We start from the raw sequence: 26,948 nt of genomic DNA on the forward strand, positions 1-26,948 counted from the left end.
TTTACTAGTTCGGGATTCGCAGGTTAGAGAGTAGTAGGAAGCGTTACGGTAAAACAGGCACCCGGTAATTTTTGAGCATTACTTGCAGTAATGGTGCCTTGATGCCAGTCAATAACTTTAACGCATATGGCTAATCCTAAACCAAAGTGACCTTGTTCACGTGAGCGCTCGGCTTCTAGCTTAACAAAGGGCGTAAAAATCACATCAAGCTTGTCGCTTGCAATCCCTTTACCATCATCTTCTATGGTTAATATCAGTGCTTGGTTGCGGTAACTGAGGCTCAATAGAACGTGTTTATTGGCAAAGCCAATCGCATTGCTGATTAAATTAACTAGCGCGCGATAAAACCAATGATTATCAACAGCGCATTGAATATTTGGTGTTGTTGATACTAGGCGTACCGAGATGTTTTTTTTGTGAGCTAATATGCTGCAATCGTCAATGGCTGAGTTTATTAATGCCTTGATATCGGTATTTTGTTTATTTAAGTGAAAGGCTTGACGTTCCATGGAAGCGTATTCGAGAAAAGCGCTAGTCATATCTTCCATGTTGGTTATTTCGTTATCCATACGCGTGAGGTAATTATCTTTCTTAGCCAAGGTTTTACTGTCAAGTGCGGCTTCTAAACCAAAGCGTAAGCAAGCAATGGGCGTGCGGATATCATGAGATAAACTACGAGCGAGAATTTTGTTGTCGGCAACCAATTTTTCAATTTGACTGGCCATAGTATTAAAGCTGTTTTCTAGCATTTTTATATAAGAAAACCGACTGGGTGCGATGCGAACATTTAGCTGGCCATTGCCAATTTTTGCTGCGGCATTATTTAATAAAAATAATCGTCTGCTTAACGGAAACACCCATAAAAGCACGATGGCACAAATACCCAAATATAAAGCTATGGTCAACACGTAGTGAAAAGGTTGGCTTTCTTCTTGCTCTAAAGGGAAGTGCAGTTGCAACATATAGGTTGGATGCTGATCAAGTTTTCCCAATAAATATTGGTCATTTTGTGAGGCAAGTAACAGGCTACCATCATGCTCAAGTTGAGTTAATAAGGTGTTAGGCAAAGCAATATCAGCACTAAGAACAAGATGGCTAGGGATTTGATATTGCTGCTGAAATTGATGCACGGTAGTTGTTAGAGCTGTTTCAGGTAGCGAGTTAAGTTGCTGCGTTAACCCTTGTGCTAACTGGCGATAGAGTAGGGTGATTTGGTTTTCTTGTTTACCGTCTTGGCCTGAACCTGCGTGCTGTGCGAGTTTATCTAACCCCCAACCGACAAAAAACAGGGAGCCGAGTACTGTAAACATAATACTTAGATAAAGGCCGCGCATGGTTAGCTTTCTTGCTTGTTCGTGGGTTGTATTTGCTCTATTTCAACATCTGCTCCCCAAGCATCGGCAACAAACAAATAACCTTTGCCCCAAATGGTTTTAAATTTTTTGGGTTTTAATGGATCATCATTAAAGACTTTTCGTAAACTGGATAGCATTACGTCAAAGCGTCGGTCTAAACCGTCATATTCACGCTTCCTAAGTGCTAGAAACACGGAATCTCTATCGACCACTGTGCCTGCATGTTCAGCTAAAAAAGTTAAAAAGGAAAACAAGCTCGAAGATAGCTCTATTTCTTTTTTTAAATAAGTAACACGTTTAGCCTCTTGGTTTATGGTGAGTTCACCGAAAGTCATAATGTTTTTTGTATTGGTTTCTTGTTGTTGATTGGATAACTGTCGCGTGATCCTCGCCAATAAAGCTCTGGGCCTAACTGGTTTAATAACATAATCGTCAGCACCTGCTTCAAGCCCAATAACTTCGTCATATTCATCGGCTCGGGCGGTTAACATGATAATGGGTACTTGGCGGTGTTGCCTAATAAGGCGACAAACTTCAATGCCGTTTAAACCGGGCAACATAACATCAAGGAGCACTAAATCTATTGGATGGTTATTAATTTTATCAAGCACTAAATCACCACGTGCTAGATGGATAACAGTAAAATTTTGCTCTGTTAGGAATTCACTTACCCAGCTGGCTAAGCTAATATCGTCTTCAACTAATAAGATGGTAGTCATACTGTTACCTGTACAATGATTAAAATAAACGCCAGTGACGCCTTCTGTTGGTGTTTTTATGCAGCCAGCCTACCATAACTTCTGTTTCAGCAAGCAAGGTATTACTCTCTTGAGCACGCAATTGGTAAGTTAGGCTCTTAGTTGATTGAAATTCGATTGTTGTTAGACCTTGTCGATCTGGTTTCCAGCAGTGCAATGGTTGTTTATTGCCTAGCTGCTGCTTATTGTGTTGATATAGACAGACTGATTGCGGTGTGTTTTTCTGCCATTGTACTGTGATGGTGGCAAAACACGCTCGCCCTTGGCGCAGTGTCACGCACTGTTGTGGTTGCATTTTGAATTGAATTTCATCAACAGTTACTGGGTGTTCTGCTGCGTTAGCTATCGGTATAGGCAGCGTGAAGGTTATATAAAAAAGCAGTGCAATTCCTTTGCTAACGCTAGAATACATATAATACCCCAACCATTAATTGGGTTAACCGGTTTTTGTCTACTAATGGGCTTTGTTTTACTTTGTTATTGTAAAAGTTTTGCGTGACGCTGGCATTAAAAAACCAGCTTTGCGATAAAGGGTATTGTGCGTAAATTTCTAGTTGCCCTCTAAATCCGCCACTTGCTTCATATAAAGAACGGCTGTTAGTCACCTCACTCGCATCAACACCAATATAATAGTCAACAAGTGCTTGCTCATAATAGGTAAGTCCCGCACCAAGATAGAAGTCCCAATTACGATAAGGCAATAAATAACTATAAAAACTATCGACAATGATTCCTCGAGCACCATCTCTATTGTCATTGCCTAAAGCACGAGCGGCAGCAAGGTCGACATAAAAAACAGCGTTATCAAAAAAATGTGAATAGCGTAATGCAATACCACCGGTAGGGTTTCGAACCACCAGCCCTGAAAGCTGTGGGATGTCTTCTTGTTGATCTTTAATGATGTCAGCAGGGTTATACCCTTGAATATAGCCTTTGATAATGAGATCAAGTTGCCAATCGTCTTGCACGGTAATTTGATAGCCAAACTCACCACCACCAAAAACAGTAGAAGAGCGTCTAGAGTTTGTTTGTAAGAAAAAACCTTTATAGGAAATATCTAGCAATAGCCCTAATTGAAAATAGTCCCAAGGCTCAGTTTGCTCTACATTTGTTAAGATTATTTGGCTGTCAACTAGGGAAAGATCCACCATAAATTGCCATTGAAAGTCATCTTTGACCATCGGGGCGTTAGCGTCGGATATGTTGATGCTCTGCGCTTGGTTAGCATAGCTGGTGCTGATTACTATTAAGTAAAGCAGCCCTAATAAACCGCTATAAAAAGTTTTTAAATGGCGCATGTCAGTGAGCTTGTTCAACATAGGATAGCAAATAAGTGAGTAACAAATAGAACTTGATAGGTTACCACACTGTACTGCTATTCTTATCATTTGCAGGTGTTGAAAGTGTTTAAAAAGTGTAAAAAATTAGCGTTGTTTATCAATTCTGACCGTGTTGTTTGCAAGGTAGATCATTCTGATTTTATCATCAGGATGAAACACCATGTTTTTATCAAAATCCTGAATCACCATGAATTGCTCACCACTTTCGACTTTAATCATCAATTCAACTAAGTTTATGGTGATTTTTTTAGGTGGATGATGGCGATTTTTAGCCATAGAACTGCCAATAATAGCGCCTAAAATAGTGGCAACATCTTTGCCACTGCCGCCGCCAAATTGATTGCCAATAATGCCTCCAACCAGTGCTCCGCCAAAGGTATGCCAGCCATTGTTGCTATCTTTTGTTAGTTCTTCATAACTAATGTTACGCACAGAGATAACATGGCCGAATAGTACCTTCTCAACTGGTACCGCTTTGTTTCTATTGTAATCTGCGTTGGCGTTATTGATGCTGCTGAACACCAGTAAAATAGCCAATACAACAAAGGTTTTCATGGTTAATGATTTCATAATACTCTACCAACTAATATATTCTTTACCTTTGGTTTTACGAATTTCAGTTTCGTCAGCCCACTCAACTAAGCCACTTTGTAAATCCATTAAACGAAGGGTAAATTTATAATAAACATCTGCTTGGTCTTTATTTGATTTAACAATGCTAGCAAGGTTGCCATACAGCATATATTGCGCGCCCACTTGTTTACCAAATGCGACCGCTTTACTGGTATCTACCATACCGCTGCTATGTTGAAAATCCATCTGCGCTTGCGCGGCTTTTACACGACCCATATCGACAAAACGAAATTTTCCTGAGCGTAATAATTTGGTTGAAATAGAATCAGTGATTGATTCAGTATCAATATGTTCACTGGTTTTGTTTTTAAGACTTTCAACAAAAATAATTGGCCGTGTATTAGCTGTTAAGGTACCAACAACGGGTGATAGCAATAAAGAATCAGTCATTTGACCCGCAACTGTTTGTAAATCAGTTGAGCCAAAATTAATATCGTTGGTTTCTACTGCTGTCGCATCACCATAACGTACTACTGATTTATTGGTGCAACCGCTCAGGGAAATCATCGCTAAAGTGATGGCGGTGGCGAAAACTAATTTATTCATAATATTGTCCTTATTCTATGCAATGCGATAGAGATTAATATTTAAAAAACTTTTCAGGTACTTCACGTACATAAAGGCTAAATTTTACTACTTGTGTTGTTGGCGCTAAGCCTGCCACCGTTATGGTTTGCATGCCATGTAATTCGAGTGGTTGCCAAGGGCTTTTGCCAGCTTCAATAATAAAGCCTGCTTGATCAAACCATTGAAATTGATATTGTAGTTGCTGCGACTTTTTATAGTGACTGCTCAGGCTCAAGTTTATTGCCAATAAATCATTATTAGTTCGCGTTTTAATATCGCTAATATAAAGCTTTGCTGCTAGTTTTTCATTGTCTACTTTTAGGTACTCAGCGTACGCTTGCCCCGGAAGTATTTGACTACTACCTATCCCTGATGTCACCGGTGGTAGGTTCTTACAGCCAGTAGCTGCTAGAGTTAGGCATATTAGTATGACTATAATACAGTGTTGCTTATTCATGTGATGCTCCTGTTTTTTACATAATTTTTCAATAGAGATACTATAAATTCAGTGATTGATGATCAACGTAAGAACCTATAGCTGTAAGCCTAACCAAGGTGGTTTTATTGGTATTAATTGTAACGTTTACCCCTTGATGTATGCCATTAATATTGAGCCCTAATTCATGTTGGCCGGCGTCAAGGTTTACCTTCAATATATGAATACTGTCGGGCAATGTGCTCCAACTCCGGGTATCAGCTTTTTCTGTTGCCATATTATAGATATTCGCAAAAATATTGCCGATATCACCGCCTTTGAGTTCCATCTGTTTTCTTATTTTTTCTTTTGCGATCAAGCGCACTATTTGTCTGGTTATTAACCTTGGCAGCTGATCTTTTAATTGTTTTGCCGCTAATGATGATATACGCACAATTTCTTCAGATTGATAACGTTTACCCTGATAGTTAAGCATTACTGGTGTATATGCCTCCAAGTAGTTTTGATAACTAGGGACAGCAATACTGTAGTAACGCATCTCATTATGACTAGTGTAAATCGGTAAATTTAATGACAGCTCTTGTTTAGCAGGTACAATGCCATTTTCAACAATAATTACCACTTGCCCTTGATTTTTTAACGTGAAATTGTCAACTAGGGTAACATCTCGTCTAAAGCTTTTTTTAAACTGGCTGATGTCGTCTGTCATTTGTAAACTATTAGCTAAGCGCCAGATATCTTGTTGAAGGTAATAGTTGTTAGGGTATATTTCTAGCGCTTTTTTATAGTCTATATAGGCATCGTTATATTGCCCTACAGCGTCATAAATTAGCGCAGATAAATAGAAAGTATACGCATTTTGAAAACCATTTTTTAACTGACCAATTGCCTCATTCATTGCAGGGTATTGGTTTGTTAAACCGTTCATCGTTATCCCTTGCTTTGTCATATTCTCTTCGCTGCGGTAAATAAGATGAGCGTGGTCTTTTAACGCCTGTTGTTGAACTAAATTAGCACGCCTTATTTCTACCAAGGCGCCAGATAAATTTTGCTGAGCTAAATAATTCAATGCTTGGTAGCTATTTAACATGCTTTGCTCGTAAAGCGGAATGTCATAACGAGTAGCATTGTCGTTGCTCAATACCGCTGCCACATTTTCAACACTTCTACTAAGCTCTATTTTAGCGGCTTGTTGAGCTTGTTGAATAAGCGAATAGGCCTGTGCAAAATATTTTTGGCTTTGTTCATGGTTATTTGCTAAATATGCTAAACGGGCTTTTTCAAGCAAGCTTAACCCGTAGCTGGCATTATTGTGACTACGTGAAGGAATTAGCTTGATGGCAGTTTGAAAGTCGCCCTGTTGCTGTGCTTGTTTGACACCCAGCATTTGTTGATTGTAGTGACTAAATAAATCGTTGAATGAGGCACTACTACAACCGCTAAGTGATAGTAATGTTATTATACATATGCCGATTTTAATGAAACTATTTATCATACAACTAAGGTATCTTATTTATTATATTTTCTGTGTTTGAAAAGTGCTGCTTGCTATTCAACATAAAGACACGGCTAATTATTATTCATAATAAAGCTACATTATACCATTTAAAGTGTTTTGCAGTTATCTTCTGGCACCGCTAATATTGACGCTTTATTGGCTATTGTCACTTTTACGCAATCGGTTTTTGTCTCAATGTACTGTTTTTGTATAATACTAAAATCACCTTCTTGCTCAGAATTTAACTTATATTGATACGCTTTATTGTTGCCTTCAAACAGTGCTGTTAATAAACCGCCAACCAATGCTCCAGCAAGTCCACCGGCAATCATTTCTTCATGATTACCATCGAGTTCATCAAGAACACCAATTGTTGCTCCACCAATAATACCTGATGACAGCTCTGAAGATAGCTTCACCTGCTCAACTGAGATTACCAAAGCGAAGAACTCTTTGGTGATTTTGTTTTGGTTTGCTCTGTCTATTCCTTGACTCGAACAACCCGTGAGAAATACTAACGTTAAAATTAAAGTTTTCATTGTTATCTCCTGGTTTTTTTAAATAACATTGAGTTAGGTTATCTTTAATATTTTATGACAACTAAGCTTAAACCTAGGTCTAGAAATAGACCTAGGTTTAAGCGTGATAGTGAATAAAAAGTGTAATCCTTGCCAATATTAAAAAGTCATCTTCAAACCAATATAAGGAAATATGCCAATATCTTCTTCACCGCTCACTTTATAGCTAGTTGGGCTATCGTTATCCTCAGGCTCATAGTAATAACCTGAAACATTTTTTTGACCAAGAGCATTTATAACAGCAAAGGTCCATTGTGCGTCATAGCCCCCGTAAGTTGTATTGTAATTAGCCTCTAAATCTAAGCGATGGTAGACAGGCAAAGTTTTTGAGTTAACTTCACCATAATTTGCTAAATAATGATCGTCATAATCTGGATTTTCTCTAAGTCCTGTGATCGGTGTGTATTTAGCACCACTACGCAGAGTAAAGCGCAGGCCAAAGTTCCAACGAGCGTTTAATTGATAATTTCCTACCACATTAGCAATCAAAGGGGTATCAAGATAATAATCAGTGGTTGCCTTAGTTAAATCATCGGTACGGTCGCTTTGAGACCAACTTAATGATGCCCAACCAAACCAGCCGTTTTGACGCTCACGTCTTACTAGCCATTCTACGCCATGAGCTGTGCCCGAAGTATCTGCCGTGTAGTGTAAATCTTCATCAGTGGCTGAATTTATGGTTAGCGCATCGGTAGAGCGGGGCAACGCACTTAACGATTTATGATAGATATCAATGGAGGCAAACCATAAGTCATTGATATCATATTCAAAACCAAGTGAGTAATGGGTGGCTTTAGGCGATTTGATTTTGGGGTTACCCAATTTTTTTATCGCGGTATCAACATCAGGGAAGCGGCTATAAGTTCCTGCCTTTGCTTTTATGGTTAAGTTATCACTGGCTAACCAGTTAAGAGAAAATCGAGGGTGAATAAAACTTTGTTCGGTATAATCATTACGTTCTGCCCTTGCTCCGATAATAAGTTGCCAGTTAGGGTTCATATCCCAAGTTTCATCGAGATAAATAGCGATGTTTTGCTCAGTAAGCGATGTGTTGTCTTGAATTCGCTCCCCTTTAAATAAATTACAATCACTATCAAATTCAGTACAGAAATAAGGAATAAGATCAAAGCTATACTTAACGTCAGTTTTACTATAATCAATTCCAAACCCTAGCTTGTGATCTTCAAGCCAAGCAAGTTGATAGAAAAACCTCAGATCATAACTTTCTTCATTTACATCAGCAAATTGTCCTTGGCCAAATTGCTCTTTGGTGTTGTTGACATTGTGCCCTAGAATCAAGTGCATCATTTTATGGTCGTCACCATAGTACTGCCATGAAATATTTTGGCCATCAAAGCGTGTTGATATTTTTAAATCCCCAATCGCGTCGGGATCAATGCGACCTGTTTCAGAGTTCTCAGAAATATTAACTCCGCCAGTATCACTGGCACCTGAAGCACTGAACGTAAGTTTGTGGGCGTCACCAATTAGCCATTGGTATTTTGCTTGATAATCATCACTGATCGGGGCTTTAAAAATGGTATAGCCTTCATCTTCTTCACCTTCGGGTAAAAATAGATGAATTTGACTACGACGGTATGAAAGGTAAAAAGCTGAATTTTCACTGACAGAGCCTTCGGCCATTATACTGCTTTTTAACATACTAAGATCTAACGTTGTTTCAATATCTTGATGGCGTGGATCTCTCAGTTTAACATCAAACACACCGCCGGTAGCATTACCATAGGCGCTGCCAAATGCTGCTGGCTTTAAGCTAAAATCACGCACTAAATTTTCATTAAAAATACTGTCGCCAAATAAATGGAAAATATAGCCAGCGGGCATATCATCAATATAAAAAGCATTATCGTCAGGAGAAGAGCCACGCACTGCCGGTGCGCCAGTATCACCTCCGGCGTAAACAATACCGGGTAAACTATAAACAGCACTCAGCGGATCATTACCAATGCCGGCAACACTCATTAGTTGCTCTGTTGCTGAACTCATTTCACTGTTTGCTTGGTTACGTCTACCAATTACTTGTATAACTTCATGTGGATTATCACTATCATTTTTTACAGCAGAATTAAGGCTGCTAGGGTCAGTATTTTGTTCAAGCTGTTTAGCTGATAAGACTGGTGCAGTATACAAACTAAAAATAACCGCACTCGCTACTGTGCTTAAATAGACGTTGTTTTCTTTTGTTTTGAGCATTGCCTTCTTGGTTAATGTGAGTGCTTTGCTGATTCGAGTTAATGTCATGATGATTCCTGTCGTGTCGACTGTTTTTATATGATGCTTATTATCGGAATTAAGCGTGTTTAAATCAGTAAATGAAATGTGCAAAAACTGTTGGGATTTGTCAGAAAATGTAAAATAGCCAAACCACTTCATTTCAGGATGAGACGCCTGAGGGGGGGTGAATAATTATTGCCAAATGAAAAAAAGCATTCATACTTAAGTGAGTAGCGTCAGAGCAAGGGAGACAGTATGCTAAGGAGCATCATCTTATTGCTTTTATTGTTTTTATTACAGTTATCTACAGCAAAAGCTGAAAGCTTAACCTTGGGATATTTCGTTTTAGGTCCTCATATTTATGCAAACGCAGAAGGCCAGGCTCAAGGGCCCTTACCCGAGTTTTTAACTGAACATATTGGTCCCTCAATGGGCGTCACGTTTAACTTGGTTAATATGCCTTTGGCTAGAATACTTAAAACGATGAAAGAGGGCCAAATTGCTGGAGCCGCATTATTTGGCCACACGTCTGCAAGAGCTGAGGATTTTTCTTATCCCAGTAATAGTTATATTTCTATGCATCCGGTGATTACTGTTTTAAATCAGCACCCGCTTACTCAAATTGAATCGGTTGATGATATTGCTAATTTATCTATTGGATATGTCAAAGGGGCCATTGTTTCTCCTTTTATGAAAAGCAATGATATTGTTTTTACAGAAATTTACGGGAATAACACCTGGGAGCGCAACATTCAGAGACTATTAAAAGGGCATATTGATGCGGCGTACTCACCCATCTATGCGAACATGAGTTATGTTGCTGGTAAAATGAACCTGCTCGATAGCATTAGAATTATTCGATTACCTGAAGCACCTATGAAGCTGTATTCATTGTTCTCAAAACATAAAAACTTTAAGCATTTAGCACTTGCTAAAAGATATGATCGCGCATTCGAGCGTATTAATGGTAAAGCCCTATACCAAAAGATTTATACTCGTCATTATGGCTCAATAAATTCTGAGTAACTTCCTCTAAAGATTCAAGGTAGTTTACGCTGGCTGTAAACAAGAGAGAACACTCTGAAAAAAGTTGTCTTGCCTTCACCAGACAAAAACTTGATCCTGATCACAGATTTATTTATTCCTCATATTAGAGTAACCGCAATAAAAGTTATGAAAGTGTGAGAAAAAATAATGCCCTATGAAATGAATTTTGGTAAAGATTATAATGAGAAACTGCCTAGCTTAGGCGATACCATGGCCCAAGTGATTAAGTTTTTTGGTGGTAATCATATCTATGGTGTTGGCGGGGATTTTGCTGCCAATATTATTGGCGCGTTGGAGGGAAAAGTTGATGTCTACCCATCAAGTAATGAAATGCACGCTGGTTTTTCTGCGTGTGCGCAAGCAGAAATTGATGGCATAGGCTTTTGTTTAACTACCTATATGGTTGGCAGTTTACCTTGTACCAGTGCCGCAGCGTTAGCGGTTACAGAGAGTTTACCTGTGGTATTTATTTCAGGAGCTCCGGCAGAGAGTGAAGTCAATCAATTAGCGATTCACCATACTATTCACCCCAATGCTTCATGGAAAATGGAATATGATAATGCCCTAGAAGCTTTTTCAGCGTTAGGAATGCGCGTAGAGCGACTACAAGGCCAACGAGTACCGGGCCAGCCGAATCTTGCCGGACAACGGTTTTATCAAATAGTGGCAGAAGCTTATAGAAATAAGCAACCAGTTTTTATTGAAATACCTCGAGATCAAATTGCTTCAAAAACTCAACCCATGACCTTGCCAAGCGATAAAGCAACTATTTGTTCGGGTGATAATGTGTTATCGGGAAGTCCGTTAGTGGCTGATATAATTGTTGGTAAATTACAACACGCGAAAAAACCGCTGTTATACCTTGGTGACAGACTAAAGCACAACGAAAAACTCAAACAGCTTATTCTCGAATTTTCTCAGAAGTTCAATATTCCCTATGCCACCACATGGTTTGCCAAAGGCTTATTTGATGAATATGCGCCTTTATGTTTAGGATCTTATAATGGGATATTTACAGAAACTGCTGGACGACACTACATTGAAAAAGACGTTGATTATGTCATTGATGTTGCCACCAGTATTTTTTCGCAAGACAGTAATGTTGCGTTTGCTACCGGCACGCATTGTATTGAAGATTTTGCAAATAAAACCTTGTTGAAAGGTGGCGCTTTATTAGAAAAAGATTTAATAGAGGTGTTTGAATTATTACTTAGTAGTGACATCAATACCTTTGATTTTAAACCACTGAGTGAGCACGTTGAGCCAGTGCCAGCAGACGATAAAATTGACTTTAATAACCTAGCAAGCACTTTAAATGAAATTCAGGCGCAGCAGCCAATGCCATTAGTGTACTTACCAGAAGTAGGTAACTCTTATTTTGCTAGTTATAGCTTAAAGGTAAGAGCATCGGTGTTAGGGCGCTCTTGGCTGACTAACCCATGGTATGGCGCAATGGGAACAGCTTTACCCTATGCGCGTGTTGTCAGTCAACGACTAAAAGAACAGGCAAGTATCGATGGTGCGAAACAAGAGCGTGCAGTGGTTATTATAGGTGACGGCGGTTTTCATTTTCAGCTCAACGAGTTGATTCATTTTTTAAAGGATCAGACCGATGTTACTATTATTTATATGCGTAATAATATTTTCCATCTAGGTAAAAGTGGTGATGGAAAAATTTATCACTGCAACGATGAAAACTTTGATGTACACCATATTATTTCAGCTTACCAAGGCCAATCTCAAACCTGCAGCACAGTAGCTGACTTTAAAAGCTGCTTTTTAGATTTTCAGCAGCGTGCTGGTGTGTCACTAATTGAAGTACTTGCTGAGCCGGTTGAATCAAAACAAAGCAATGAAATGAGACTACTGAATTTATATATCAAAGCTAAAAATGGTCAGCCTGAGGCGATGACACAGTGGCAAACTTTAACAGAGTAAGGCGAGTGTTGATGGAAAATATCAGTTAGGTTACTTGAATTAACGCTACTCATCCCTATGTTATTTATAGAGGTAATGTTAACAAGGTAAGAGGGATAGCTTGCAACAGCTTTTGATAAAATTTTTAATTATTATTTGTTCTGTGGTATCAGCACAAACAGTTGCAGCTATTCCATTATTCTTTAATGGCAGTCATACGCCTTCTTCTTTGGCTGTTGATAGCGCTGAACAACAAACGCTATCTGTTGATGCGTTTGTGATTAACGCAAATGAAAGTGAAGTTAAACACAACACTCACATTCAGCTCATAGAATTACTCCAAAACCAATCTTCGTCTCAGTTTGAAAGTGTTTTTCAGCAGCTGAGCCAGCTCATTAACAGTGATTGTTTAATATCATTTGACCGTTGTGAAAATGCAGCGTATCAACATTATTATCAACAACAAAACTCTGTTTTAAGTGCATTTCAAGCACAACAAAATTCTAGCTTTCATAGTCAGAAGGCTTATCAAGCAGCACGACAAAAAATAGCATTGATCATTTCTTAATTTAATTGAACACAATTTGTGTCCTTCAACAATAGAGGGAACATTTCAATTTTTTGAGAGAATTTAAAATGGAAAATGCTTTATATATCGTACTAGCCCCTTGGCTTGTGTTTATTGTGTTTGCGTTAGTGGCGAAAGTATTAATTAATTTTGCTAAAAAACGGCGCGGAATTGCTGTTGCTTTTGGTATCTTTGTGCAAATGTTTAGTCCCGATCCTTTTGTCGAAAGAACGGTTGAAACCGTGGTGGTTGCAAAACAACAAAGAAAGCAACCCCAGGGTGATGTGACGGATAAATCAAAAGAATAATTAGCTGTTAAATAGCAGGAGTGGAGTCATACAGCGGTCAAAAAAAATCCGGCATTTGCCGGATTTTTTATATTGTAAACTTGACGTTAGAAGCAATACTTATTCGACAATATCCATTTCTTCAATTAAATTAGTTGCCCCATCTACATGCTCCATTACCCAAAGCATATAACGAATATCAACGTGAATTGAACGATTCAATTTAGTGTCATAATCCCAATCGCCAATTATACTTTCATAAACACCATCAAACACTAAACCAACAAATTCAGCTTTGTCGTTTAGTGTTGGTGAGCCTGAATTACCACCGGTAATATCTAAGGTGCCAAGGTAATTAACTGGAACCGAGCCAATCGCTTTTTTGGCATACTCACCATAGTGTTTACTATTGATTAAATCCAATTGTTTCTTTGGTGCATCAAACGGAGCTACGCCTGTGTCCTTAGCTACAATGCCTTCTAAGGTAGTGTAAGGGGTTGCTGTTAAGCCATCTTGTGGTGAGTAACCTTTCACATTACCGTAAGTAATACGCAGAGTACTGTTAGCATCGGCATAGACGGGCATATTGTTATCTTTAAAATATGCAATAAGCGCAGCCATGTACTTAGGACGGTAGGCTTGTATATCCCCTGCTAATTCTTTTGATTTATCTTCAATTGCTTTACGTTGCTCAAAACTGGCAACCGCTAATTTGATAAACGGGTCTTTACTTTTTTCAAAATCGCTTACGGTTTTTTTCATCAAAGCTAAACGTTGCTCTTGATTATCAAGCTTAGTTTTTTTATACATACGCGATAGTTTTTTGCGTAATTTCTTTTCATTGAAGTTTGCCGCAGAAACATTTTTCAAACCAAAGAACTTGTCAATTGAACTCAAGCGATCTGATTTTGGTAATGCGATATAGTGGCTTAGCATAGCCACAATGATTTCTTGATCTATATTAGCATCATAACGGCGGTTAACGGCTTTCATTGCTTGTTCAAATCGAGCAATATCTCGCTCTTGGTAACCACGTTCGCGTTCAATATTTGGTTTTTCGTTCTCAATAGCTAATCGATATAAATTATTGGCTGTTGTTAACATTTTGCTATAACGAAGGTATCCTAAAATTAAATCACGGGCTTGTTGCTTGTTGTCCGATTTTAGTAGTTCGTTCAATCCAGTTAGTGAATCACCATATTGAGCTTTGCGCTTGCTATCAGCGTTTAACCAGGCAGTTAAGTTTTGTTCTAGCGCTTGTTTACGCGTATAAAAACTGCCTTTGTTATAACTATGAATCATCGAACCGTAATTTTTAGCATAATTGGCTAAACCGGCTAGGGTACTTTCATATTTAATGCGTGCTTCGCTACCTTCTTCAGAGTGCTGATGTATTAGCTCAATTATTTCTTCGCGGTAAGCTTTTGCTTGCGGGTACACCCAAGTAAATTGGTTTTCAACTTCATACGCGGTGCGGTAGCGATTGGTTCTACCTGGGTAACCTAGCACCATAATATAGTCACCTTCATCAACACTGCTTTTATTCACTTTTAAGTGATGCTTTGGTTGATAAGGTACATTATCTTCGCTGTAATCAGCAGGTTGTCCATCTTTACCTACATAAGCACGGTAAAATCCATAATCACCCGTGTGACGTGGCCACATCCAGTTATCAATATCGCCGCCGTATTTACCAATACTACTGGCTGGTGCATGCACTAAACGCACATCACGAATGGTGAGTTGTTTAAATAAATAGTACTCTAGGCCGCCATGAAAATTTACCACGCTACAGCGGTATCTATCATCATTTTCACATTCAGCGACTAAAGATTTAGAGTTTTTATCAATGGCTTTATAACGTTCACTTCCTGACATGGTGTCTGTTAAGCTGGCATTGATTAATTGTGTTACCTCGTTAATTTCTTCGGTCACATAAATCCGGCTACCTGGAGTTGCCGGTAATTCTTCTTTAAATGACTTTGCTAAAAAACCATTTTTAAGTAAGTTGTTTTCTGCCGTAGAGTTGTATTGAACAGAGCCATAAACACAATGATGGTTTGTGGCCACTAAGCCTTGATCTGAGACAAAAGAAGCAGTACAACCGCCTAAACTTACGATAGCACCCATTGGAAAGCCAGTTAAGTTGGTTAAATCTTCTGGGTTAAGTTTAAGTCCGGCTTTGGTTAATTGTTTGGCAATGGTCGGTAATTGATTAGGTTGCCACATACCTTCATCTGCACTCACTGTGTTAGCACCTAAAAATAAGACGCTAGAAAGTAAGGATAATGCTATTTTTTTCATAGTGGAAATTCTCGGTAATTTAGTAGAAGTCAGTTTGTTATTTAAATGTTACTACTATGTTATTATTTATTTTACTAAAACAGTTTGATCTAGTCTTTATGTACAGTCAAGCAAGCTATGCTAATTGGCGTTAAATAGTGTAGAATAGTGTCAATATTTTTGTACTTAACTTATTTTGAGACTGCCTTAAAATGACCACACTTAGAAAACAAAACGAATCGAACTTGGTGCATGCGTTCAGACAATTACTAAAAGATCAGTGTTACGGTTCGCAAGGACAGTTAGCTCTAGCATTATCTGAACAGGGCTTTGACAATATGTCGCAAGCTAAAATATCGCGTTTGTTATCTAAATTAGGTGCGGTGAAGACCCGTAATGCTAATAACGAAATGATCTACATTTTACCTGATGAGCTTGCGGTACCTAAGTCAAAAAATTCAATAGAATCTGTGGTGTTAAGTGTTAAGCATAATGGTATGCAAATCATTTTAAAAACCGGTATTGGTGGTGCGCCATTGATATCAAGAATGCTTGACAGTATGGGTGAGTCGGCAGGTATTTTAGGTACGCTTGCTGGCGACGATACTATTTTTATTGCTCCGGCAGAAGTCGAACGTATTGAAGAAATATGCCACTCTATTCGTGAGTTATTAGGCGTTAAGAGCAGTCAGTAAGAACAGTCAGTTAGAACTACCCGTATTAATTAGTCAGGTTATGTTTTCGCTTATGAGTTAGTGCTATCGCTTTAATATATATCCTAATCCTTTGTGATTTTTTTTATTTTGTTAATACAGGTCAAAGCATTTATTGCATTATCAGTTAAAATTCAATTATTCACGCAATGTGCCAATAGGTTTATTGCAAACTACTTTTCGATTGGATTTTCTATGACCTCTATTCCTGAATTTATGACCCATATGCATCGTGAGTGTGACGAACTGTTTAGTGAAGCAGAAGCTGCTGTTGCAAAACAGGATTGGCCTTTGGCTTTGACTAAGTGGCAAGGTTTTGCTTCAGAGCTAACTAAGCACTTTAATCAAGAAGAAGAGGTGTTATTTCCTAAGTTTGAACAAGCAACAGGTATGACCGCTGGTCCCACACAAGTTATGCGTATGGAACATCAACAAATGCGTGCTATTGTTCAAGACTTGGATAACGCATTAGCGGCTAAACAAAAAGATGAATATTTAGGTTTATCTGAAACCTTAATGGTGACTATGCAGCAACATAATATGAAAGAAGAAATGATGCTTTATCCTATGATGGAACAAAATATTGCCGAGGGCGAGCAAATCATTGAATCATTTAAAGCAAGTTCAGTCATTTAATTACTTGATAATACCTAAGCCAGATTATCGATGTATAACGTTCAATAAGAATCATGAACTCAAATTTACAGTTTATTAATATAGACGTAAGTGCGTTAGCGCCACCCGAGCCTATGACGGTGATATTAACGCATTTAGCCACGCTTACCCAATCCCAATGCTTAGTCATTAAGCACCGGCGACAGCCTTTTCCGCTGTATGTGAAACTTAAAGAAGCAGGTTTTTCATATCACTGTATTGAGCATGGCCTTGATCATATTAGTTTGTATATTTTTCATCATTGTGATCAGCAAGCTTTTGAACAAAATTTAGTTAATTTGGTATCAAGCGAAGGCCTTAATAAATGAATGGCTTGTCCTTTAACGCTTTACCTCCCATAGACTTACCGTTTCGATTTTTTTTCACCGCACCAGTTTTTGTTATCTTGTGTGCCGTCTTGATCTTGTTAACCGGTGAATCATTATGGCTAAGCCGTTGGCAACCAAGTATGTTAGCACTAACTCATGGTTTCACTTTGGGATTTATGACCATGGTGATGATGGGGGCTTTATTGCAATTATTACCTGTAGTTGGTGGCGTTGGTATTGCTAAACCACGGTTAATCGTTGCTGTGTGTTATAGCGCAATGGTTATGGGTACACTAGGGTTAATGGCAAATTTTCTCTGGCCTAGCGTGCTATTAACCGCGCTGACCATGTTGTTACTAGCTAGCGGTCTAGGTGTGTATATTGTTGCATTGACCTTGGTATTGGTTAAAAAACTTAGCCAAGGAGATACTATTATAGGTTTTCGGTTATCGATTGCTGCTTTATTTATTGTACTGCTACTTGGCGTGTTAATGCTCGGTCAAGCCTTGCCAATCACAATAGACATATCATTTTTACCTGCGGCACTTTCGGGGAAGGCAATCACCAATAATCATGCTATTTTAGGTTTGGTGGGATGGGTGAGTTTATTAATCATCTCGGTTAGTTTTCAAGTCATTCCTATGTTTCATGTGGCACCATCTTTTCCAAAACGAATCAGTCAGTTTTTACCTGCTGCTTTGTTTGTGTTACTGGTGCTTTATGCTATTCAGCCTAAGCTATTGATGACCTTTATTGTGGCAATACATGGAATATTTGCCGTCAGCTTGTTGTGGGTTATCGCAAAACGCAAACGAAAAATTGCTGATACTAGTATTTGGTACTGGCAGGCATCAGCAGTGACGTTATTAGTTATTAATGTCTTTTATTTTATGCCAGAGCAATATTTACCTGACAATTTAGCACAAAAGAAGGTGATATTAATTGCAGCACTTTATCTTTACTGGTATTTAGTCGCTGTTATCCAAGGAATGCTATTAAAAATATTACCATTTTTAAGTTTTACTCACCTTCAGCAGCGTTGTGTTAGTAACTTTTTAGCCATGCAATATTTACCTAACATGCATGATTTTTTGAATAAAAAACAGGGGCAGTGGTTATTCTATTTGCACTTGCTTTCAGGGGGGACTTTACTTGTAACCATTCTCTTACCTAGCATGTATTGGTTACTTGCTTTCGTCTTATTTATTGAATTTACATGGCTGTTAAGGCTAATGAAAACCACAACCGCTCTTTATTACGCTACTCTTGCTAAAATTAATTCATTGGCTAATGAATAACTTGCAGCTTATTCCCTATTTTAGACGTTTAAAGCGCTATTTTTTGCTACAATTACTGTAGGTAAGAAACAATAAAAGTAGCCTTAGTATGGAATATGAATTTATACATGATGCAATTACTGGTGAAGCTCGCGCTCGCTTTTCTTTAGAACATGAAGTGTTAGGTCCTTGGCTTGAAGTCGAGCTAGGTCATGATAGTGAAAAGTTGAAGCAGCTGTTAGTTGCCATCGATAATGTTGAGAAAGGCCACCAAAATGAGGTGGTGATAACGGGTCATGAATATTCGGTAGCTATTAGCGATGGAGATGTTGAAATACAAACCAATGCTGGTTTAAATGGTGCTGAGCCATTATCTGAAATGTTAACTGATGATCATATTCATATTGATCAAAATGAAAATGCTGCCTGCGGCATTGATGACTTTAGGCAATTACTGCTTTCATGGTCAAAATTCACTCATAACTTATAATTTTTACCCAATGTTATCCTAGTTATCCTAGTTATGTTGCTTATCTTGCTTATCTTAGTTATCTCGTCATATCCGCCCAGCCTTGGTCATTTATAAAGCGCGAACCCGACTTAAAACCCATTTTTGTTATAAAAACCTTAAATACAGCGGATTATTTTGCTAATATCACTATTTTATACAGTATATCTTTAAGGGCTGAAATGAAGCAGTGTGCTATTTTAACTATGGACAATTTGTCTGATTTTGAATGTTATGATGTTTTACTCGATGAGCCGCTTGCACAGTTAGGTTGGCTGACTAAGTTGGTTCCATGGCGAGATAACCATGTCGATTGGCAGCAGTTCGATGCGGTGATTATTCGCAGCCCATGGGATTACCAAGAAGACGCAAGTGCCTTCATCTCTGTACTTGAGGATATTGATAGCTCTAGTGCTTTACTGCAAAATTCGTTAAATACGGTACGTTGGAATATCGATAAAATCTATTTGAAATCATTAGCTGAGCATCACGTGAATATTGTGCCTACCTTATGGCAATCCAAATTTTCTGCGCAACATTTGCAATCATTTTTCTCACATTTTAACTGCCAACAGCTGGTAGTAAAACCAAGGATAAGTGCTAATGCTGATAATACTTTTTGGTTGAAACAAGCGACTGCTGAAAACTCAATCACTGCACTAGAGTCGGTTTTTTCTGATAGCGAGTTCATGGTACAACCCTTCATCGAAAGTGTTATCGAAGAAGGTGAATTCTCATTATTTTATTTTAATGGTGACTACAGTCATGCGATTTTAAAGACACCTAAGGCAGATGACTTTAGAGTACAGGAAGAGCATGGTGGGCGCCTGAAAACAATTACCCCAGAAAAGAAACTTGTTATTCAAGGTGAGAGTACTCTAGCTGCAATCACAGCATTAACCGGTGAAATGCCATTATATGCGCGCGTTGATTTTGTGCGTGTTGCTGATGATAGCAGTGAACAACCCTTTGCTTTAATGGAAGCGGAATTAATTGAGCCTTCACTGTATTTTAATATGGATGCCGACGCGGCGGGTCGTTTTGCTACTGCATTTGTTAAACGTATGGAAACATAGTTAGCTATGCCTTAGTTGGTGACATAAATCATGGCGACAAAAAAGAGTATGATCACGGTATTAAACGATAAAATATAGATAAAACCTTTGAGACCCTCTTTAACACTATAACCATGATTATTGAGATACCACCACCAAATGGTACACATGATAATTGGTAGCAAAAAGAATAGTTTGATCATTGGAAATCCTGCTTATTTTGTTGATTCAGGGTTAGTTGAATTAAATTCAAACGGTTTATCTTGATTGTTCTCATGCCATGGAGCCACTTTAAATAGCATTAACATTCCTGGAACGGCCAGTGCGGTACATAAAAAGTAAAATTGTGTCCAACCTATTTGTTCAACTATAAAACCGGTTGTAGCGTTAGCAAAAGTTCTTGGTAACACCGCCAGAGCGGTAAAAAGCGCAATTTGTGTTGCAGCAAATGCTGGGTTAGTTGTTCTGGCAATAAATGCGGTAAATGCGGCTGTTCCCAAGCCAACACCTAAGTATTCAAAGCCCATCGCTATGGCTAAAGCATAGTTATTATGACCAATTTCAGCAAGGGCAGCAAAGCCTAAAATACTGGCGATTTGCACAAAACCAAATAACCATAAGGCTCGGTTAATGCTGAGCTTAATCATCACTATCCCGCCAACAATTATCCCTATAGTCATAGCAATTAAAGAAGCGGTTTTAGCAATAACGCCAATTTCTGTTTTAGTGAAACCAAGGTCAATAAAAAAAGGGGTTTGTAGCGCAGTGGCCATATTATCTCCTAATTTATATAACACTAGAAATGCTAAAGTATAACAAGCTGGTTTTAAGCCGTTACTGTGAATAAAGTCTTTAAAGGGAAGTATTATTGCTGCTTGTAATGATTTAGGAGCATTGTGCTCAGTATCTAATTCCTTAATAGATAAGGTTAGTATCACTCCAAGTATCATGAAGGCGGCAACGACCATAAAAACTGCTTGCCAACTAATATGATCAGCCAAAATAAATGCGAGTGATCCAGGGACTAAGCCCGATAAACGATAGGCTTGTACATGAATAGAGTTGCCTAACCCTAATTCATTATCGGGTAATAATTCGCGGCGATAAGCATCAAGCACCACATCTTGGCTAGCACTAAAAAAAGCAACGGCTGCTGCTAAGTAAGCAACTGACCAGATATTAGCGACTGGATTTACATAACCAAAAGCGGCAATAGATAATAATAAAAGCATTTGTGTAGCTAACATCCAACTGCGCCTTCGACCTAAGCCCCCTAACGAGTATCTATCAATTAAAGGAGACCATAAAAATTTCCATACATAGGGAATACCAATTAAAGAAAACAACCCTATTTCAGCTAAGCTGACGCCTTGATCTCTAAGCCAGCCAGGAACCAATTGATAAAGGACAAATAAAGGCAAACCAGAGCTAAAACCAGTAAAAATACAAATTAGCATACGCTTGTTTAGAATGGCTTGTTTAAACGAAGAGGTGGGCATGAACAGCTTACTTTATGAAAATTAGTTTATAAATTCCAGCTTATCAGAGAGTTGTGATAAGCAGAAGAGAAATAAGCAATATTAAGGAATTGGTCGCCAACCAATACAATCAATAGGGTAGCTACCAATACCGTTAAAGAAATCAAGGCAGGTGCTTATTTCACTTTTGAAGAAAAGGTTTTGTTGCAATGCTTGTCCGCCATGTAAACTGACTTCATGTATCAGGTGCCAAAAAACCCGTTCTTGAGCACTACTGGGTGTTTCATCAGTTACATTTAATGAGGCCCATTCTTCCATAGTTTCGATAATGAATTGATCTAGCTCGGTGTAATGCAAGTTATTATTAATAACCGCACTTACGTAGGCACACATTTGCGATATTTTTTCAGTGATAAACCGCTCGATTATCATCAATAACCCTTAGGACGCGTAAGTAGCTTTCCAACATGTTTTAGATAAATTTAATAAACCGATAGCGAAGTGAGACACGTTATTTTTTGGTAAGATTTTTTAACAAAAGTAAACTTCAAGCTACTAGCTACAACGATTAGCGTCTAACTTAGTTATCGTTGATAATTGTGATTTTGTCAAAAAAAACTGAGTTTTTTTGTAATAAAAAGTAGGTTTTATGGTAATAGAAACATTAGTTGATGATCTTATTTAGCATTTTATTCGGCCGGTAATAAAGATGCTTTTATTAACATTACCGGTGTTAAAGGCACATTTTCCCACCCTAAAGTATCATTATAATCTGTTTTTGTTTTTGCCATGGCTTCAAGCACTTCCTCACCTTCAACAATGGCACCAAAAACCGCGTAACCCCATCTTCTTCCTGGGTCTAAATTGCTGTTGTCGTTGATGTTAAAAAAGAACTGTCGGTTAGCTGTATGGGGGCGGCTTTCTTTGGCCATAGCAATAGTACCAATTTCATTTTTTAACCCATTTCCCGATTCATTAATGATGTCACCAAGTATTTTTTTGGGGACAAAGTCAGCGTCATACCCACCACCTTGGACAATAAAATCTTCCACTATACGGTGAAAAACGGTGTTGTTATATTCACCACTTACTACATAAGTTAAAAAATTATCAACGGTGATCGGCGCTTTGACCCGATCAAGCTCAACAATAATAATCCCAAGAGAGGTTTCTAATTTTACTTTGGGATAAATGTTAGTGGGATCGATGGCGATATTTTTTGCTACACTGGCGCTGCTAAACAAACAGGCATTGAACAAAAGTAGGCATAGAGTAAAGTAGTAGGATAAGTTTTTCATTAGGTCAATCTCTAGTGGCAAAGCGGCTATTTAAAAAAGTGGTTTAGTTGTTCATTCATCAATATTTGTTGTAATACGTTAGTTAAACGTTGATTAAAATTACGCTCTAACACGGCAATATCTGCTTGCAGAGGGCCGTTACTATTTCCGCTATTTTTGAAGGTGGTAGTGAGCGTTTCTTCACCATTGTTGAGGGTGACCTTGAGGATTATATGAGTTTGAGCTTGATATTTAAAGGTTTCTTGATTTACACGAATAAGTGCCTGCTCTATCGCAATACTAATTTGATTACTGGCATTTGCATCAAAGGTTAACCCCTGTTTAAGCCACTGCTGAGTTAAGCTTTCGCTGAGGGTATCTTCAAGCCGCTGTTGAGCAGATAAAATAATGGCAGCATCACCTTCTCGTACAATTTGCACGATATGATTAGCGGTGCGCATATCAACCACATTAAGTTGTGCCAGCTTGTTGTGATGATTGATGGCTGAGCTGGCAGTTATGTCTGGGGCAATGATCACATGGCTTGGTAAAGACGCACAGCTGGTGATAGCTAACACTAGCATGGCGGAGTAAAGCTTAATAAAAAGTGATTTTCTTATCATAATAAATGCTCGTTTAGTCATCGTTTTAAGATTACATCGTTATTTAATGGCCGACTGGGTGACAAACTTGTTGTTACTGGCAATAAGTGTTTCGTTACCAAAAATACGTTTTAATTTTATATGGTACGCAAGCTGTCGGTTACCAATAATGCGTAGCTCTCCCCCTTTTTTCAAAACTCTATGGCTATCTTTAAACATTTGCCAAGCAATGTGATCTGTGGTTGCCGCTTGCTGATGAAAGGGCGGGTTACATAAAATTAAATCTACACTATTACTTTCAACCTCTGTTAAACAATCATTTAGGTGGAACTGGCACTGCGACCTTAACTCGGGCAAATTGGTTTCAACATTACATTTGGCAGAGCTTATGGCCATCTGTGATTCATCCACAAACTGAATACTTGCTGTTGGTTGGCTTGCTAAAATAGTTAAACCAATGACACCATTACCACAACCTAAATCAATCACTTTACTGTTTTTTGCTACTTCAGGTAGGTTTTCAATAAAATACCGTGCACCAATATCTAATTTTTCTCTTGAATATACATTGGCATGATTGCTGATTGTAAAATCGCGTTTTAAGGCGGTGTTAGGTAATGTCCAAACGGTGGGAAAAGGAGAAGTAAAAGATTGGGGTTGATCTAACTGACAAAACACTAATCGTGCCTTTTTAACCGCAAGCGAGGTGGTGGTTGTACCTAAGTATTTTTCAAATAATTTCAGAGTTGAGCTATGAATGTCTTTAGCGCGATCTGCGGCAATAAAAACTGTTTTTTCACTGACAGTATTTTTAATTTTGATCAGCTGCTCAATTAATAAGGCTTTATTTTTTGGGATCTTGAATAAAATAAGGTCAATATTTTTAGGCAATTCATCTAAACAATATAACTGGGTTAAATTTTCATTGGTTAACTGATTTTGTTTGATATTGTGAGCAATGCCCTGACAGCTAACATAAGAATCATTAACACAATAAACATCAATTTTATTGTTGTCGGCGCTATCGTCATGCTCAAACTGACAAAAGTGTGTGGTCAATGCACCGAAAGCATCATTAAAAATAACCACTCGACTATTCGGGGCAATTAATTGTTGCGCCTGGCAATGATTAAGCAAGTATTCGTCTGCTGAATCCCATGCTTGTAGGCTGCGATTAACTTGTGCTAACGGAAATCGAGACAGAATTAATTGTTTATCATTAACAGAAAACGGACTTAACATAAGTAAAGGTAGATATAATAAATAATGGCTAAAGATAGGCTATTGTGACATAAATTGATTGTTAACGTGTGTGTTTTTGTTGCTAGAGATTACGCTGCTTTATTGAATAACTTAGCTGATTGTGGCTTTTCATAACGGTAAGATAAGGCTAAACTAGCGAAATTCAACAGTAGTTCATATTATACCGAGAAAGATAATGCTTATAGCCTCAACCATTGAAGAAAAATTACGTGCTGCTTTTTCCCCTTTACATTTAGAAGTTGTTAATGAAAGCAACAATCATAATGTGCCGCCCAATAGCGAATCACACTTTAAAGTGACTCTGGTTTCTAACCGATTTGACGGCGAGCGATTAATTAAACGCCACCGTGCTGTTAATTCAGTATTGTCTGAAGAATTAGCGGGAACAGTACATGCGTTAGCGTTACATACTTACACTGAAGATGAGTGGCAAAACATTGCTGGCAATGCACCATTATCACCCAATTGTATGGGTGGATAAGTCACTACAAATTGCAAGTCTTAAATAAATAAGTTTCGAGGCTCTTTATCAACGAGATAAATACTTTGTTACTTTTATTCTCGTTATTATCCGTCTGGTAGTACCTCTTTAATTTGATTGCAAGGTACAATGGCGGCACATAAAAAGTTATTCTTTATAAAAACAATTTAAAAAGGTTTTCTTATGGTTATCAAACCAAAAATTCGCGGTTTTATTTGTACTAATGCACACCCAGCAGGATGTGAAGCTCATGTGAATGAGCAAATTGCTTATGTGAAAAGTCAAGCATACGGTGACAAGGGGCCGAAAAATGTTCTTGTTATAGGTGCCTCTACTGGCTATGGTTTAGCATCACGTATTACAGCAGCATTTGGTCATCAAGCGAAGACCCTTGGTATTTTCTTTGAAAAGCCACCAACAGAGAAGAAGACGGCTTCAGCTGGTTGGTACAATACAGCGGCATTTCAAAAGGCGGCTGATGAAGCCGGTATTTATTCTAAGAATATTAATGGTGATGCATTCTCTCACGCAATTAAGGCACAAGCCATTGAAGCGATTAAAGCCGATATGGGTAAAATTGATTTAGTTGTATACTCGCTGGCTTCGCCTCGTAGAACTGATCCTGATACTGGTGAAGTGTATGCTTCAACATTAAAACCTATTGGTAAAAGTGTTACTACCAAAAACTTGAATACCTCAAAACGCATTATTGACTCTGTGTCGGTAGAAGCGGCGAATGAGGATGAAATTCAAGGCACTATTGATGTGATGGGTGGTGCTGATTGGGAGTTATGGTTAAATGCCCTAAAAGATGCTGACGTCTTAGCTCAAGGAGTTAAAACGGTTGCTTATACCTACATTGGTAAAGAGTTAACCTGGCCAATTTATGGTCATGCTACTATCGGTAAAGCAAAGGAAGATCTTGACCGTGCAGCTACCGCGATCAATTCAGTCACTGCTAGTCTTAATGGGCAAGCCCGTGTTACTTCATTAAATGCGGTAGTGACCCAAGCCAGCTCAGCGATTCCAATTATGCCTTTATATATTTCAGCCATGTTTAAAGTGATGAAAGCTGACGGTACCTATGAGGGGTGTATCGAACAGATTTCTAACCTATTTAAAGAGAATATTTATAGTGAAAGTCCTCGTCTTGATGAGCAAGGACGTTTTCGACAAAACTATAAAGAACTTGAAGATAGTGTGCAGCAAAGAGTGACAGATATTTGGCATACTGTTGATACTGATACTATCGATGAGATGACTGATTATGTTGGCTATCACAACGAGTTTTTAAAGCTATTTGGCTTTGGGGTTGATGGCGTTGATTACGATGCTGACGTTAGCCCAGAAGTTGAAATTAATAACTTAAGCTAATGTTTTAGTTAATAAGAATTATTTACAAAAACCGATGCTTAGTCATCGGTTTTTTTGTTTCAGTACAGGCAAAAAACCGGTAACTTTTACTGCATTAAAATGGTGCGTTAAATAAAAAATGCTCCTTGATGGAGCGAAATTTTCACTAAAAAGTTGCTAAAAAAAATAATGTGGTTGTTTTTTGTACAAAAAATGCAACTATGGTCTAAATTGTAAAGAAATATTTGTTATGACCGTAGAATAAAAAAGGGTATCTGTGGTAATATTCGCGCCAGAAAATTTTAACTTAGAGTCAGTGGGTCTTTTTATTTTATAAAAAATAATTAGCTCTTTACTGAAATACACTGAAATCAATTACTTAATTGCTGTTGGTTGGATTGTATCAACCATCAAGTAACGATAGAACATTGATTTTTTACTCCCATCAAAAGTAGT

28 protein-coding genes are annotated in these 26,948 nt (G+C 38.2%); 12 read left to right on the top strand and 16 right to left on the bottom strand.

Annotated features, from left to right (window positions below; all coding sequences use genetic code 11):
• Positions 1 to 23: 23 nt before the first annotated feature.
• The 10 genes from ABXG98_RS09410 to ABXG98_RS09455 all read right to left on the bottom strand — a co-directional run bounded on the left by ABXG98_RS09410 (position 24) and on the right by ABXG98_RS09455 (position 9,427).
• Complete coding sequence (locus ABXG98_RS09410; RefSeq protein WP_353538414.1) at positions 24 to 1,334, bottom strand: sensor histidine kinase; 1,311 nt, start codon at positions 1,332 to 1,334, stop codon at positions 24 to 26.
• Positions 1,335 to 1,336: 2 nt separating this feature from the next.
• Positions 1,337 to 2,074 carry a response regulator gene (locus ABXG98_RS09415; RefSeq protein ID WP_353538415.1) on the bottom strand — a complete coding sequence of 246 codons (738 nt, stop codon included), beginning with the start codon at positions 2,072 to 2,074 and terminating at the stop codon, positions 1,337 to 1,339.
• Positions 2,075 to 2,093: 19 nt separating this feature from the next.
• On the bottom strand, positions 2,094 to 2,525 hold the full coding sequence (locus ABXG98_RS09420) for a DUF3019 domain-containing protein (RefSeq protein WP_353538416.1): 432 nt from the start codon (positions 2,523 to 2,525) through the stop codon (positions 2,094 to 2,096).
• Complete coding sequence (locus ABXG98_RS09425) at positions 2,515 to 3,411, bottom strand: MipA/OmpV family protein (protein WP_353538417.1); 897 nt, start codon at positions 3,409 to 3,411, stop codon at positions 2,515 to 2,517. The genes ABXG98_RS09420 and ABXG98_RS09425 overlap by 11 nt, the downstream gene beginning before the upstream one ends.
• Before the next feature lie 126 nt (positions 3,412 to 3,537).
• On the bottom strand, positions 3,538 to 4,008 hold the full coding sequence (locus ABXG98_RS09430) for an outer membrane lipoprotein (protein WP_502901553.1): 471 nt from the start codon (positions 4,006 to 4,008) through the stop codon (positions 3,538 to 3,540).
• Between the two features lie 21 nt (positions 4,009 to 4,029).
• Entirely contained in the window at positions 4,030 to 4,632 is a 603-nt protein-coding gene (gene lpoB, locus ABXG98_RS09435; RefSeq protein ID WP_353538419.1) for a penicillin-binding protein activator LpoB, read from the bottom strand.
• 34 nt (positions 4,633 to 4,666) lie between these two features.
• Complete coding sequence (locus ABXG98_RS09440; protein ID WP_353538420.1) at positions 4,667 to 5,110, bottom strand: YcfL family putative periplasmic lipoprotein; 444 nt, start codon at positions 5,108 to 5,110, stop codon at positions 4,667 to 4,669.
• Positions 5,111 to 5,150: 40 nt separating this feature from the next.
• Positions 5,151 to 6,584: a COG3014 family protein gene (locus ABXG98_RS09445; RefSeq protein WP_353538421.1), complete on the bottom strand. Its 1,434-nt coding sequence runs from the start codon at positions 6,582 to 6,584 to the stop codon at positions 5,151 to 5,153.
• Positions 6,585 to 6,694: 110 nt separating this feature from the next.
• Entirely contained in the window at positions 6,695 to 7,126 is a 432-nt protein-coding gene (locus ABXG98_RS09450; protein ID WP_353538423.1) for a hypothetical protein, read from the bottom strand.
• 138 nt (positions 7,127 to 7,264) lie between these two features.
• Positions 7,265 to 9,427 (bottom strand): TonB-dependent receptor, encoded by a 2,163-nt coding sequence (locus ABXG98_RS09455; RefSeq protein WP_353538424.1) that lies wholly within the window; start codon positions 9,425 to 9,427, stop codon positions 7,265 to 7,267.
• 228 nt (positions 9,428 to 9,655) lie between these two features.
• On the opposite strand from ABXG98_RS09455, the gene ABXG98_RS09460 reads away from it, so the two are divergent.
• The 4 genes from ABXG98_RS09460 to ABXG98_RS09475 all read left to right on the top strand — a co-directional run bounded on the left by ABXG98_RS09460 (position 9,656) and on the right by ABXG98_RS09475 (position 13,240).
• Positions 9,656 to 10,426: a substrate-binding periplasmic protein gene (locus ABXG98_RS09460; protein ID WP_353538425.1), complete on the top strand. Its 771-nt coding sequence runs from the start codon at positions 9,656 to 9,658 to the stop codon at positions 10,424 to 10,426.
• Between the two features lie 168 nt (positions 10,427 to 10,594).
• Positions 10,595 to 12,385, top strand: coding sequence for a thiamine pyrophosphate-dependent enzyme (locus ABXG98_RS09465; protein ID WP_353538426.1), 1,791 nt, complete (start codon positions 10,595 to 10,597; stop codon positions 12,383 to 12,385).
• A 112-nt stretch (positions 12,386 to 12,497) separates the two neighbouring features.
• Positions 12,498 to 12,932 carry a hypothetical protein gene (locus ABXG98_RS09470; RefSeq protein ID WP_353538427.1) on the top strand — a complete coding sequence of 145 codons (435 nt, stop codon included), beginning with the start codon at positions 12,498 to 12,500 and terminating at the stop codon, positions 12,930 to 12,932.
• A gap of 68 nt (positions 12,933 to 13,000) precedes the next feature.
• The gene (locus ABXG98_RS09475; protein WP_353538428.1) at positions 13,001 to 13,240 is read left to right on the top strand and encodes a hypothetical protein; all 240 of its coding nucleotides are present in this window, start codon (positions 13,001 to 13,003) and stop codon (positions 13,238 to 13,240) included.
• A 99-nt stretch (positions 13,241 to 13,339) separates the two neighbouring features.
• Here the strand turns inward: ABXG98_RS09475 and ABXG98_RS09480 are convergent, their stop codons facing one another.
• On the bottom strand, positions 13,340 to 15,523 hold the full coding sequence (locus ABXG98_RS09480) for a S46 family peptidase (protein ID WP_353538429.1): 2,184 nt from the start codon (positions 15,521 to 15,523) through the stop codon (positions 13,340 to 13,342).
• Between the two features lie 191 nt (positions 15,524 to 15,714).
• Here ABXG98_RS09480 and argR point away from each other — a divergent pair, with 191 nt between their 5' ends.
• The 6 genes from argR to ABXG98_RS09510 all read left to right on the top strand — a co-directional run bounded on the left by argR (position 15,715) and on the right by ABXG98_RS09510 (position 20,059).
• Positions 15,715 to 16,197: a transcriptional regulator ArgR gene (gene argR, locus ABXG98_RS09485; protein ID WP_353538430.1), complete on the top strand. Its 483-nt coding sequence runs from the start codon at positions 15,715 to 15,717 to the stop codon at positions 16,195 to 16,197.
• Between the two features lie 213 nt (positions 16,198 to 16,410).
• Complete coding sequence (locus ABXG98_RS09490) at positions 16,411 to 16,851, top strand: hemerythrin domain-containing protein (protein WP_353538431.1); 441 nt, start codon at positions 16,411 to 16,413, stop codon at positions 16,849 to 16,851.
• Positions 16,852 to 16,904: 53 nt separating this feature from the next.
• Positions 16,905 to 17,198: a DUF2249 domain-containing protein gene (locus tag ABXG98_RS09495; RefSeq protein ID WP_353538432.1), complete on the top strand. Its 294-nt coding sequence runs from the start codon at positions 16,905 to 16,907 to the stop codon at positions 17,196 to 17,198.
• A complete protein-coding gene (locus tag ABXG98_RS09500; protein ID WP_353538433.1) occupies positions 17,195 to 18,496 on the top strand; it encodes a hypothetical protein in 1,302 nt (433 codons plus the stop codon). The genes ABXG98_RS09495 and ABXG98_RS09500 overlap by 4 nt, the downstream gene beginning before the upstream one ends.
• Positions 18,497 to 18,584: 88 nt before the next feature.
• Entirely contained in the window at positions 18,585 to 18,965 is a 381-nt protein-coding gene (locus ABXG98_RS09505) for a YacL family protein (protein ID WP_353538434.1), read from the top strand.
• Positions 18,966 to 19,165: 200 nt separating this feature from the next.
• Entirely contained in the window at positions 19,166 to 20,059 is an 894-nt protein-coding gene (locus tag ABXG98_RS09510) for an ATP-grasp domain-containing protein (RefSeq protein WP_353538435.1), read from the top strand.
• Positions 20,060 to 20,253: 194 nt separating this feature from the next.
• Here the strand turns inward: ABXG98_RS09510 and ABXG98_RS09515 are convergent, their stop codons facing one another.
• The 5 genes from ABXG98_RS09515 to ABXG98_RS09535 form a co-directional block, all read right to left on the bottom strand.
• Positions 20,254 to 21,537: an AmpG family muropeptide MFS transporter gene (locus ABXG98_RS09515; protein WP_353538436.1), complete on the bottom strand. Its 1,284-nt coding sequence runs from the start codon at positions 21,535 to 21,537 to the stop codon at positions 20,254 to 20,256.
• Between the two features lie 81 nt (positions 21,538 to 21,618).
• Entirely contained in the window at positions 21,619 to 21,948 is a 330-nt protein-coding gene (locus ABXG98_RS09520; RefSeq protein ID WP_353538437.1) for a hypothetical protein, read from the bottom strand.
• Between the two features lie 257 nt (positions 21,949 to 22,205).
• Positions 22,206 to 22,814, bottom strand: coding sequence for a peptidylprolyl isomerase (locus ABXG98_RS09525; protein WP_353538438.1), 609 nt, complete (start codon positions 22,812 to 22,814; stop codon positions 22,206 to 22,208).
• Between the two features lie 26 nt (positions 22,815 to 22,840).
• Complete coding sequence (locus ABXG98_RS09530; protein WP_353538439.1) at positions 22,841 to 23,416, bottom strand: YajG family lipoprotein; 576 nt, start codon at positions 23,414 to 23,416, stop codon at positions 22,841 to 22,843.
• A gap of 39 nt (positions 23,417 to 23,455) precedes the next feature.
• Positions 23,456 to 24,637: a methyltransferase gene (locus tag ABXG98_RS09535; protein WP_353538440.1), complete on the bottom strand. Its 1,182-nt coding sequence runs from the start codon at positions 24,635 to 24,637 to the stop codon at positions 23,456 to 23,458.
• A 196-nt stretch (positions 24,638 to 24,833) separates the two neighbouring features.
• On the opposite strand from ABXG98_RS09535, the gene bolA reads away from it, so the two are divergent.
• Together bolA and fabV are read left to right on the top strand one after the other, a co-directional pair.
• Entirely contained in the window at positions 24,834 to 25,139 is a 306-nt protein-coding gene (bolA, locus tag ABXG98_RS09540) for a transcriptional regulator BolA (RefSeq protein ID WP_353538441.1), read from the top strand.
• 183 nt (positions 25,140 to 25,322) lie between these two features.
• Positions 25,323 to 26,513, top strand: a complete 1,191-nt coding sequence (fabV, locus tag ABXG98_RS09545; protein ID WP_353538442.1) for an enoyl-ACP reductase FabV — start codon at positions 25,323 to 25,325, stop codon at positions 26,511 to 26,513.
• Positions 26,514 to 26,948 lie beyond the last annotated feature (435 nt).

Source organism: Colwellia sp. KU-HH00111, assembly GCF_040362745.1.
Lineage (GTDB): Bacteria > Pseudomonadota > Gammaproteobacteria > Enterobacterales > Alteromonadaceae > Colwellia.